Origin of the sequence: Acinetobacter terrae (assembly GCF_013004375.1) — a bacterium.
Taxonomy (GTDB): Bacteria; Pseudomonadota; Gammaproteobacteria; order Pseudomonadales; family Moraxellaceae; genus Acinetobacter; species Acinetobacter terrae.
Window position 1 is genome coordinate 22,110 of the sequence record NZ_JABERI010000014.1, and the last position, 12,533, is coordinate 34,642.

At 40.2% G+C, this 12,533-nt stretch carries 9 protein-coding genes and 1 riboswitch; of the genes, 6 read left to right on the top strand and 3 right to left on the bottom strand.

The window, feature by feature from the left end; translation table 11 throughout:
- Window positions 1-37: 37 nt before the first annotated feature.
- Entirely contained in the window at window positions 38-1,843 is a 1,806-nt protein-coding gene (locus HLH14_RS07240) for a TonB-dependent receptor domain-containing protein (protein WP_067722875.1), read from the bottom strand.
- A gap of 124 nt (window positions 1,844-1,967) precedes the next feature.
- Window positions 1,968-2,119, bottom strand: a riboswitch (cobalamin riboswitch).
- 336 nt (window positions 2,120-2,455) lie between these two features.
- Here HLH14_RS07240 and HLH14_RS07245 point away from each other — a divergent pair.
- From HLH14_RS07245 to HLH14_RS07265, 5 genes are all read left to right on the top strand, one after another.
- Window positions 2,456-4,342: a TonB-dependent receptor plug domain-containing protein gene (locus HLH14_RS07245; RefSeq protein ID WP_067722877.1), complete on the top strand. Its 1,887-nt coding sequence runs from the start codon at window positions 2,456-2,458 to the stop codon at window positions 4,340-4,342.
- Window positions 4,343-4,430: 88 nt separating this feature from the next.
- Window positions 4,431-5,009, top strand: a complete 579-nt coding sequence (locus tag HLH14_RS07250; RefSeq protein WP_067722879.1) for a cob(I)yrinic acid a,c-diamide adenosyltransferase — start codon at window positions 4,431-4,433, stop codon at window positions 5,007-5,009.
- Between the two features lie 292 nt (window positions 5,010-5,301).
- Entirely contained in the window at window positions 5,302-6,021 is a 720-nt protein-coding gene (locus HLH14_RS07255) for a glycerophosphodiester phosphodiesterase (RefSeq protein WP_067722881.1), read from the top strand.
- Window positions 6,022-6,355: 334 nt separating this feature from the next.
- Window positions 6,356-7,522, top strand: coding sequence for an acyl-CoA desaturase (locus tag HLH14_RS07260; protein ID WP_067722883.1), 1,167 nt, complete (start codon window positions 6,356-6,358; stop codon window positions 7,520-7,522).
- 100 nt (window positions 7,523-7,622) lie between these two features.
- Complete coding sequence (locus HLH14_RS07265; RefSeq protein ID WP_067722885.1) at window positions 7,623-9,068, top strand: protein adenylyltransferase SelO; 1,446 nt, start codon at window positions 7,623-7,625, stop codon at window positions 9,066-9,068.
- A gap of 64 nt (window positions 9,069-9,132) precedes the next feature.
- Here HLH14_RS07265 and HLH14_RS07270 read toward each other — a convergent pair whose 3' ends face one another.
- Both HLH14_RS07270 and baeS read right to left on the bottom strand, forming a co-directional pair.
- A complete protein-coding gene (locus HLH14_RS07270) occupies window positions 9,133-9,819 on the bottom strand; it encodes a response regulator (protein ID WP_081406183.1) in 687 nt (228 codons plus the stop codon).
- A 13-nt stretch (window positions 9,820-9,832) separates the two neighbouring features.
- Window positions 9,833-11,494 (bottom strand): sensor histidine kinase efflux regulator BaeS, encoded by a 1,662-nt coding sequence (gene baeS, locus HLH14_RS07275; protein ID WP_067722890.1) that lies wholly within the window; start codon window positions 11,492-11,494, stop codon window positions 9,833-9,835.
- 138 nt (window positions 11,495-11,632) lie between these two features.
- Here baeS and HLH14_RS07280 point away from each other — a divergent pair, with 138 nt between their 5' ends.
- Window positions 11,633-12,325, top strand: a complete 693-nt coding sequence (locus HLH14_RS07280; RefSeq protein ID WP_067722892.1) for a hypothetical protein — start codon at window positions 11,633-11,635, stop codon at window positions 12,323-12,325.
- Window positions 12,326-12,533 lie beyond the last annotated feature (208 nt).

Consider the following 12,533-nt stretch of genomic DNA (forward strand, 5'->3'; position numbering starts at 1 on the left):
GCCCTTATTTAAATAAGGGCTTTTCATCAAATCAATATTACTTCATGGCATAACGAAGCGTTACCCAAGCAGTACGACCATCTTGACGATACAATGAACCATCCCAATTACTGTTGGTGTAATATTCTTTATCAAACATGTTGGCTAATTTTGCTTGAATAGAAAATTCAGGGGTTGCCTGATAAGCTACACGTACATCAGCAATAGCGAAACCACCTAAAGCCTTGGTATTTGCTGCATCAGTATAGCGTTGATCTTCTGCATGGACGGATGTACCCACTGTCCATTTATCCATCGTGTAATCTACATTCGCATTAAACAATTGCTGTGCACGATATGTAATTTGCTTGCCTTTTAAACCAGTATTGCGGTTTTCAGGATCTTGATAGGTATAGTTCATATTCCAACTTAAGGCATCATGCGTTTTGCCCAATGAAACTTCGACACCCTTAATCTTCGCCTGACCATTGTTACTATTAGCAATCATGTTATCAATATCATTGATAAAACCTGCAATTTCCCAATCTAGCCATTGTGACCCTTTAAAACCCAGTTCAATATTTTCAGATTCTTCAGGAACAAGGTTTGGATTGGCCCAACCTGGGTAATATAAGTCGTTAAAAGTCGGTGAACGGAATGCTGTGCCATAAGAGACATAAGCATTGTAATGATCATTAAAGCGATAACCCAACGCAGCATTACCGGTGGTATGATCACCAAACTGTTCGTTCTCATCCAAACGTAACGCAGCTTGTACATCGAATTGACCAAATTCACCCAAATATTGTGTGTAGTAACCTAAGTTATCACGCTCTTTTTCATCGTAATTGGTTGAACCTGTCACTTTGTCATTTAAGTAATCGAAGCCCACCAACAAGGTATGATTTGGATGAAGTTTAATCGTGTTCAACCATGTAAAGGTATCTTTAGCGGTGTTAAATTCACCGGTGGATTGATCCCCATCAAAAGTTTCATATTGATCTTCTGCACGACCAATTTTAAATTTAGCTGTCCATGCTTCAACTGGACTATACGTTAAACCAATACCATAGATATTTTGCTGGATTTGATTGTATGGGTTTACACCGCCATCGTATTCAGTTTCGCCATTCACGTGTAATACATTGGCATCTACAACAACTTGGTCATTAATTTGATGACCCGCTTTTAATGAAACTGAATAGTTTTCATAACTATCCTTATCCGTTTCTGTGCTCGATGTCGTAACATCCATGCCTTGGGTCTTCAGACCGGCAAGACTGACATTGGCCCAACTGTTATCTTGTCGAATATCCACACCAACATTGGCATTATAGGTTTCATGTGAACCATATTTAAATGATGCAAATGGTTTTACACCATTTTGACTCCCTTTACGGGTATAAATCTGGATCACACCACCCACAGCTTCAGAACCATAAAGACTCGAACGTGGACCACGTACCACTTCTACTCGTTCTATCTGATCAATTGGTAAATGTTCAAACGCAGTTGTACCTAAAGTTGCCGAACCAAGTTTTTGCCCATCCACCAAAACTAAAACGGCATTAGATGCCGTACCACGGATTGAAATACCTGTGGTTTGACCTGCACCACCAGCATTGGTGTAAGCAACACTTGGAATCGTGCGCAATAATTCTTCTAAAGAATTAAATTGTTTACGCTCAATTTCTTTACGATCAATCACTGTAACAGCAGCAAGCGTTTTACTATTTTCTTGCTCAGTCAGGTTGGCAACAGTATTGATGGTTGGTAATTTGACATTACTTTCAGCAGCTATGGCTAAAGAAAGTGGAGATAAAACAAAGAAAGAACCAAGAATGGTTTTATGGATGAGATGCATGAATCTTTTCCCCACCGCACCGCCCGTGCGAGTTAAATATATGAAGAATGCATAGGCGGGTATGGGGTAAGCACAACTTTAATAAGATAAGCTATGCAATCCCAGTTATAACGCCCACCGCATTAAATTAGGTTTGCAGCAGGCCGGTCTCCGGACTTAAGTTATAACAAGATAACTATTCACCGTTGCGGGGGCAGTGTTAGCTTTAAATTCAAAAATTTAACTAACTTCCCAGTTTCACTTCTCTATGGAAGCACCTGAAGCGCACGCAGAGTAGTTTCCGAACATCCTTAAGTCAAGCTGAAATCTATTTTTAGCAGCCAAATCCACAAATAGAATATTCAACTGTTCGTAAATTTACACTTGTACGTGTATTAAATAAGTTCTTTCGAAACCTTTTCTCTCCAATTCAAGTGCTCTTTATTGTTTAGCGCTTTAGCTCTCTTTATACTGATTGATAGTTGTGACAGTTAAGGGAAGTTGAAAAACACACTGCCCCCGCAACGGTGTTTATACATGCTTTTAACCCGATGTGTATAACAGTCCGGAACCTCACTGTTACGTTCTTTCTCTCAAACATTCACGGTGGGGTGAATGCCTGGAGTTCAAGCAATGTCTCAATGCTTTCACCGTACATCTTTAGTCGGTGCAATTGCCTTTACTATGGGTGTTTCACACACTCATGCACAACCAAACAATGATTTTCAACCAACTGTTAAGACCACCTTAAATACTCTGGTTGTTACAGCAACACGTTCTGAAGAAGACATTAAAAATGTCCCTGCTCGCATTTCCATTATTGAACCGCAAATTTTAGAACAATCACCGATTGGTGAATTACCTCACTTGCTGATGAGTGATGCTTCTATCAACATGGTACAAAGTGGTGGTTTCGGACAACTAGCCTCTATTTTTACTCGTGGCACGAACTCAACCCATACATTAGTTTTACGTGATGGCGTTCGTTTAAATGGCGCATCTGCAGGTATGCCTCCATTATCATTTTTAGATACCACTGATATTAAACAAATCGAAATACTCAAAGGCCCTGCATCTGTACTTTATGGCACAGATGCTATTGGGGGCGTCGTACAACTGGTAACAAAAATACCTGAAACGAATGCAGCCTTTCTAACTACAGAAGTTGGAGAAAATCATACTTATAAAGCGGTTTTAGGTGCAGATGCCAAAGAAAATGATTTTTATGCACAGATTCGTGCTCAACGTTTAGAAACCGACGGTACTATTCTAACGAATGCAGCGAATAGTAAAAAAGCGGACTACGATCAAAAAGGTTACAGTGCAAAATTCGGTATAGATAAAGAACGCTTTGCAACATCAATTGACTACAGTACCAATCAAGGTGGTGTTGCTTATGATAATTATGGAACATTATTATTTCAGAACTTTGAAAATGAAATCATCAATTTAAAAGGTCGATTGAAATTAAATGATTCACTTGAACTCAGCACGCGCTTGTCACAGTTCAATGATGATTTAGACCAAATCAATTCAGTAAACTTTGTTCACAACACTACGCAAGAAGCTGAACTCTATGGAAAATGGCAGTTTGCCCCACAACAAAATATATTAGCAGGTGTTGCGCATAAAACTCTTGAAGGCGATGTTCTTTCTAACGGTATGCGTTACCAGAAAGATATAAATAGCACAGGTTATTTTATTCAGCATCAATACCAAACTGATGCAGTTAATACCCAACTTGGGCTTCGTGTTGAAGATAACGAACAGTTCGGAACACATACCGTTGGACAAGCTGCGATACGTTATCAGGTTCTGCCATCTACCAGTATTTATAGCAATATAGGGAGTGCATTTAGAGCACCTACAACAAATGACTTATATGCGATCGGTTGGGGAGCAAATCCAAACTTACAACCTGAAAAAAGCATGTCCTATGAATTGGGTATAGATCAAAATTTAGCATTTAACCTAAAAACAGGCGCATCTATTTTTCATACCGAAATTGAAAATCTGATTACTTCAATATGTATTGCTGACTGTGATGGCGATTTAATTACCGTGTTTCCAGTCTATGAAAACAACAATGTAGATAAAGCCTCTTTGACTGGTGGCGAGCTCTATCTCAATTGGCAACAGGATGCATTATTTCTCAATCTTTCTTATGCTTATGTGCGAGCCAAAGATGATGAAACTGGTTTAGATTTAATGCGTCGTCCGCGCCAAAGTGCAACACTAACTGCGGGCTGGCAGGATGAACAATTTGGGATCAGCACTTCTGTTTCTGCCAAATCCAGATCAAAAGATTTTGCCGACTGGCCTGACACAAAACTTAATTCAACGCCTGGTTATGTCACAACTGATTTAAATGCTTATTGGAATATTAACCCTCATCTAAAAGCTTTTACCAACATTGAAAATATTGGTGATGTGAAATACAAAACCTCCTACAACGGCTATGGCGTGCATTATGTAAATGGTGGACGATTGGCATCTGTGGGCATGACTCTCAAATACTAAGCAATATTCTTCAGATCAGATCATGTTATTTTTATGACATGCTCTGACAAATAAACCAACTCAATTTAATAAACTTCAGGAAAATCAAATGGGCCACCGTTTAAGTAAAATTTATACTCGTACCGGCGATTCAGGCACAACTGGACTAGGCGACGGTTCTCGTGTAGCCAAAGATGATTTGCGCATTGCTGCTTTAGGTGATGTTGATGAACTGAACTCTTGTATCGGTATTTTACGTTCACAAATTGCAGTCAGTTCAATTGAAGACAAAGCTGCTTGGGATAAATCGCTTAGCCTGATTCAACATTGGTTATTCGACCTTGGCGGTGAAGTCTGCATTCCAAACTACAATATGGTCTTACCTGTTTCAGTTGAATTTCTGGAAAATGAAATTGACCGTATGAATGAAGCTTTGCCGATGCTGAAAGACTTCATTTTACCTGCAGGAACACTTTCATGTAGCTATGCACATCAAGCACGTTCAGTATGTCGCCGTGCTGAACGTAGCCTGATGACCGTACAAAGTCGCGATCAAAATATTCAAGCGACTTCATTGCAACTCATAAACCGCATTTCAGACTGGTTATTTGTGGCATCACGTACTTTGCAACGTGCTGAAGGCGGATCTGAGGTGCTTTGGCAAAAGAATATTAATGAGACGATTTAAATTTTTATTCATTAAATAACAGCTCCTTAAAACCGCGGATCAACCCCTAAAGGTGTTCCGCGTAAATGCCATTCACAATTGTTCGAGGCATGAGGTGCATTGCACCGCAAGATTAAAAGTTTAATGTTTCTGCGATAAATGAATACTCTTGAGAATATTCGACGAGTTTTGTGAATGGTAAAGTTTTCGGTCACTTTTTTTTAAAAGTGACATAATGAGTTCCTGTCATTTAACACTTTAAATAGTAAGACTCCGTCGTAATAATAAAAACTCTGTATTGGAAAAGTCAGATATGAAAATTATTGGTCATCGTGGCGCACGTGGTGAAGCCCCTGAAAACACACTCGGTGGCTTTCAATATATTCATGACTTAGGCATTCGAGCAGTTGAATTCGATGTTCGCCAACTCAAAGATGGCGAACTCGTGATCATACACGATGACAATTTCCTTCGTACTACAGGTATCGATAAAAATATTTACCAATGTTCCAGTTCTGAATTACAGCCCTATAACCAAGCTTCCATTTGGCTAGACTGGAAAAACTTTGAAGTTACACCTACCCTGCAACAATCCCTTAAAATCATGCAGGACTTTGAGCACATTGAAGTTGAAGTCAAAGCGGTTGCAACTATGGCTGAAGCTGAAAAACTGGTTTTAGAATTACAAAAACAATTACATGGTTTTGAACAAACTGCCGTGATCACCAGTTTTGATTTAAAAATTCATCAAGCTTTAAAACAGCAATACTCCATTTTCAAACGTGGTTTACTGATTGAACAAGACATTCAAGAACAGGCCATTAAACAGGCTTTAGAACTAGGTTGCTGTCAAATTGGCTGGATGAACCCACTGGCAACAGATGAAATCATTCAAGCAACACAGCAAGCACATTTAAAAATAAGTGTTTGGACGGTGAATGAGGTTGAACGGGCCAAACATCTGCAAAGTTTAGGCATTGACGGATTGATTACTGATTTTCCTAAAATGATGCTAGAACACTTATTTTCATGATATAAAAAGATGGCGAGATGGCATGCTTTGACAGGGTAAAAACAACGAGATTTAATAATTCTAGGCAGAACAAGCCCTTATTCTATGGTTTAAATATCTTTTTTAAGCCCTATCGTAGATTTATAAATAAGATGTCTAAGCCTTCGATAAAATCAATCAAGACTCGCAGGTATTCTGTTACTGTTTAGTACAATACGACTGTAGAATAATGCTAGTGAAGATTTATTCGCTCATGTTAATATGGTAAGTCTTAATCCTTATAAATTGTATTGAATTAAGAATTCACTTATACCTTACCTTTACCTTTTAGAAGGTTCTAGGAGTGCTGTTGGAGATGAATGCTCCCCTACCCAAAGCCCCAATTAACTGGATTGCAGTGTTCGCATTGGTTTTTTTACCCATTGTGGCTGTAATCGCTATCCCTTTATATGCTTATCATCATGATTTTAGCTTAGGCGCATGGATCAGCTTATTTGTACTACTCGGTGTGAGTAGTTTGGGAATTACTGCGGGTTATCACCGCTTATGGGCACATCGTGCTTATGAAGCAACTTTGCCATTAAAAATTATTTTAATGCTTATGGGTACTTTTGCCGTTCAAAATAGTATTTTGTTCTGGGCTTCAGGTCACCGTACCCATCACCGTCATGTTGATGATATCGAACAAGACCCATATTCAATTAATAATGGTTTTTGGTATGCGCATATTGGATGGATGCTTCGCAACTATCCAGCAGCAGAAGCAAACTATAAAAATGCACCCGATTTGTTAAATGACAAAGTGGTGATGTTCCAAGACAAATATTACATCCCTCTTGTTGTTGCTGTACATGCCGTGATTCTCACTACTGTGGGTTGGGCTGTTGGCGATATGTGGGGCGTATTGTTATTGGGTGGTTTACTCCGTCTGATCTTGAGTCATCACGTCACCTTCTTCATTAACTCTCTCTGCCACATGTGGGGCAAACGTCCATATACGGATGAAAACACTGCGCGTGACAATTTCGTTTTAGCGATTGCAACTTGGGGTGAGGGTTATCATAACTATCATCACATCTTCCAGTATGACTACCGAAATGGTGTGAAATGGTGGCAGTATGATCCAACGAAATGGCTCATCTGGTCATGCTCAAAACTCGGTTTAGCAAAGAACTTGCGTCGTATTCCAAGCTTTAATATTAAAAAAGCAGAATTGGCGATGCGCTTTAAATATGCTGAACAAGATTTGGCGGTTTATGGCCACAATGTCAATGAAGATATGGCGACTGCAAAACTCCGTATTGCACAAGAGTATGAAGCATTTACCCAAACCTTAAATGACTGGGCAAAGCTGAAAGAACAAGAGATTCAAGCGAAGAAAGCCTCTGTTGCTGAAAAGATTCACCAAATCGACAGCAAACTTAAAGTTGATTTTCAATTGGTTGAACAGCGTCTTTCACATCATCGCAATACCTTAAATATCTTGATGCGTAATATTAAAAAGAATCCTGTGTCTGAATAAAACCGGATTCAATATAAAGCCCCATTGTTGGGGCTTTATTCATTTTGGTCGTTTAAATTTGCTATAGTGATTGCATCTCCCCCATTTTTTAGATTGTCCTATGCAATTTAATCCTCGTTATCCATCGCTCAATTCCAAGCTTTTTCACCATCAAATGCCAGTTCCTTTAAAAGGAGCAAAAGCGGGTCATTTTAATGAGACACTCGCCAATGAATTACAGTGGTCAGATGAAGACAAAGCCCAATGGGTCGAAATCTGTAGCGGGCAAAAAACCTTTGCTGAATTTGAACCACTGGCGATGGTTTATGCGGGACATCAGTTTGGGCAATGGGCAGGACAACTGGGTGATGGGCGCGGCTTATTGATCGGGCAAATTCTGGATAAAAACAATCAAACCATCGACCTACATTTAAAGGGTGCAGGTTCAACGCCTTACTCCCGTATGGGTGATGGCCGTGCCGTTTTACGCTCAGTTATTCGTGAATATTTAGCAGGTCATGCGCTAAATGCTTTGGGTATTGCATCAAGTAATGCCGTTGGGTTCACCTCTTCAACGCAAGGCATACAGCGCGAAAAAATGGAACCTGGGGCAATGATGTTGCGTACTTCAGACTGCCATATTCGCTTTGGTCATTTTGAATGGATCAATCAATATCAGCCTGAATTATTGCCTGAGTTCGTAGAAAAATGTATTGAATGGCATTATCCAGAATGCCTCGAGGCTGAACAGCCTGTTTTGGCTTTTGCAACTAAAGTCATCCAGCGTACCGCAGTAATGATTGCCAAATGGCAACTGGTTGGGTTTGCGCATGGCGTGATGAATACTGATAATCTCAATATTACAGGATCAACGCTCGACTTCGGCCCTTATGGTTTTATGGAGCGTTTCCGTCCGAACTGGATTAACAACCACTCGGATTATCAAGGACGTTATACCTATCAGCAGCAACCGAGTATTGGTCATTGGAATTTATGGACATGGTTGAATAATCTGATTCCATTCGTTAAAGATCCTGCTGAGAAAGAACAGTTCAAAGAAGATCTGTCGAAGTGCTTAGAGCATTTTGAAGCGACTTTCCTAGAACATTACACCCTTGGTTTATGTCAGAAAATGGGACTACCAAGTTTCCATAAAGACAGTTTTGATTGTGGAATGGCTTTCCTTCGAATTATGCAAGCTGAACAACTGGATTACACTGACAGCTTCATTCGTCTACAAAACAAAGCCTACACCGCCCTTCGTGATGATTGCCTAGATACCCATCAGTTCGATGCATTCCTTACACAATATCAAGCCATTCGAGCAAACCAGGAAACGGCTGAACTTGATGCTGAAATGCTTAAAGCCAATCCGCAATATATTCTACGTAACCACATGGCGCAGACAGCGATTGAACTGGCTGAACGTGATGATTATTCTGAAGTAGAACGACTTTTTAAATTACTAAGTCAGCCTTATATCAAGCAGCCTGAATTGGAAAAGCCTGAAGACTTAGCGCCATTGCCAAATGATGTACCTGAAGTGATGGTGAGTTGTTCTTCTTAAACTTTTAGCTCTGCAATAAAAAAGCTCCTTTATTAGGAGCTTTTTTTGATTAAGAAGATAGATCTTAATCCTCAGGATATTCAAAACGATAACCCACACCATAAACAGCCTGAATCCATTCATGGCGGTTACCGGTTTCTGCAGCATCTGAAATTTTACGGCGCAAGTTTTTAATATGACTGTCAATCACGCGATCTGCCACATCAAAGCTATCAGGGTTAATATGATCAAGTAATTGCGCACGTGAATAAACTTGTCCAACGTGTTCCAGGAACAACTCTAATAAACGGAATTCAGTTGGGGTTAAGTTCAAGGTTTTTTGCTGATACCAGATTCGTTGTTGTGCTTTATCCATACGAAATAAGCTGTTTTGTTCGGGTTCTGCATGACGGTCTAGGCGACGTAAAACCGCTTGTACACGCGCAACCAGTTCTTTTGGGCTAAAAGGTTTACAAATGTAGTCATCTGCACCCATGTTCAAGCCCAAGACACGGTCAATTTCTTCAGTACGTGCAGTCACCATAATAATCGGCAAATCAGACTGTTCACGCACTTTACGGCAAATGGTTAAACCATCCATACGCGGAACCATCAAGTCCAAAATCATCAAACTTGGTTTTCGCTGAATAAAGCTGTCATAGGCTTCTTGACCATCATGAAACATACTGACTTCAAAACCCGCAGCTTCCAGATAGTCTCGCACCAGTTGTGCAAGTTCCACTTCATCTTCAACCAGCATGACATGTTTCATGAATCTCATCCCTTTATTTGTTTAACTGTTTTGGAAAAGTCAGTTTGCAACGCAAACCACCTAATGGAGAGTGTTCAAAACTCAATTTTCCACCCAATGCCTGCGCAATTTTACCAGATAATGCCAAACCTAAACCTGTACCACCGGTACTACGTGTCCGTGAATCATCAACACGATAGAAACGCTCGCCTAAACGTGCCAATTGTTCATCACTCAATCCAAGCGGACTATCATCGACAATCACACTCCAGTGTGTCGCTGATTGCTCTGTATGCACACGTACTTCACCACCCGCTTCAGTATATCGAATACTGTTACCGAGTAAGTTGACCATAATTTGTTTAAAACGATCTATATCTAATTGTAAATTCGCACCTTCGCCTTGCACTGAAATAGACAACTCCGCTTGGGCAAACTTGGGTTTGAAGTTTTCCACTTCCTGTAGCACCACAGTCCAAGGATTTACCTCTGCCATATAGCATGTCAGTTGCTGTGCTTCAGCTTGAGCCAAATCTGCCAAATCTTGAGTCAGTTTTTTCAAGCTGGTGACTTGACGAAGCATCGATTCAAAATGTTCCGGCGTCGGTTTACGAATGCCATCCTGCATCGCTTCAATTTGCGCTTGCAGTACTGCCAGTGGTGTTTTTAATTCATGTGAAGTATCAGCTACCCACTGGCGACGTGATTGTTCATGTTGATCCAGAATCACTGCCAGTTGATTAATTTCATTCGACAAATCACCTAGCTCATCATTACGGTTAATTTTCACCTGATGCTGATAATGCCCTTTGGTCAATTCACGTGTCGCATTTAACAAGCGTTGAATCGGCTTCTTGAAATAGGTCGCCAACAATAACGCGGCTATTAAACTGGTTAAAAAAGTTAAGCCATAAATCAGCAGTAAATAGCGTTTTTGGTTACTAAAGAAATTAATACTTAAAGCATCATCTTTATCCAGTACCGGTTTTAAACCTAAATAGCCGACAATTTTATCATTCACCATAATCGGGCGATACGAAACAGGAATATCGGATGGCTCACCGACTACAAATTGTTTATTGGCATCATATAAGGATAATCGTGAACTTAAGCCCAAACGGTCGGGCATGGAAATAAACTGCTTTTTCTTGCCTTGATTTTGGGTTGAATCTGCTTGCGCACCATCCGCTTTTTTGTCCGTACGAAATATATTTTGATTGGAACTTAAAGGGAATTTGAGCCCTTCAAAAGGCTGATATTCAGAAGGTAAATTCAACTCCATCATCCGGAGTTCTTCTGCATCCAAGACCGGTTTGCTTTGTTCCGCCTGATTTAAACTGGGTGAAACACTGAGTAGGGTATTTTCCTGAAAATAACGCTGCTGCAAGGCAATGTCATATTGACGACGTAACCACCAGCGTGACAACCTGTCATAATCGTCGGGAGCTGCAGTGCCTTCAATCTGCAAAATCTGCGCCTGAATCGCGTTACCCCAGTCATGATAAACCGTATACACCCCTGCCAAATTGCTGATGACATGATCCAGCTTTTGCATTTCAACATCCGCCACATATCTGGCGAAGTTCTTTTGCATGGTCCAATGCAATACACCCAAACTGACAGTGGTAATCACTAAAGTCGTGAGTAATACGGTCAAAAACAGGCGTAAGGCAATCGGAACACGGCGAATATTCAAAAGCAAAATCTCAATATTTTCTTCTCAATTTATTATTGTAACCAACACTGTCTGAAAAAACTCTTCATTGTTTCTTCATCATTATTGTTTAATCTTAACCTAATAAATTGATACTATTTTTCGTTGGAGATAAAAACAATGAATTCCATGACAAAAATTGCTTTAGTTAGTGCAAGTGTTCTCAGTATCGGAGCTTTGACAGCTTGCCAATCCCCCCATTCGGTTAAAGATAAAGATGGCGACCACGCTCGCATGATACACGACGATCGTCATCAAAAGCATGATCATAAAATGACGCCAGAACAACGTGAACAGTTCAAGCAAGCACGTGCTGAACGTAAACAAGTATTTGAACAAATTCAAAAAGCATGTGACAACAAAGCTGTCGGTCAATCCGTACAAATTAAAGCCGGTGACAAAACCATTGATGGTACATGCAGTATGCGCTTCAAAGCGGACCGTCAAGATATGAAGCGCATGCATAAAGAGATGATGAGCATGCATGGCGAGATGAAAGATACGCAAATGAAAGGCGGCCATCACCCTCTGCGCGGTGAAATGAAGGCTATGCAAATGCAAGGCATGCCAATGCAATCAGCAGAACTGCTTACTGATGCAAAACGTGCAGAACTGACCAAGCAATTTGATCAGCGATTGGCTCAACATCAAGCGCATCAGCAAGCCATTTTAAAAGCCTGTCAAGGTCAAGCAAATGGCAAAGCGGTTCAAATTAAAGTTGGTACTCAAACCATCAATGGTAAATGCGAAGTTCGCTTCCAGCCTAAGGCACCCGTAGCTGCTGCACCGGCTCCAGTTAAATCTGCCGCATAAATAGTTCTACCTAAATTTAAAAAGACGCTTTCGAGCGTCTTTTTATTGGACATAAAAATGTATCTATTTGACTATTTATGACATCGAATAAAGCATAAAAACATTTACACTCAAGATACTTAGCAATTTCAAGGCAGAAATCTTTGACTTTACAGTCACTAAGAAAAAGCATGTAAACGCTTGTACCAACCCAGAAGATGTTGCACGA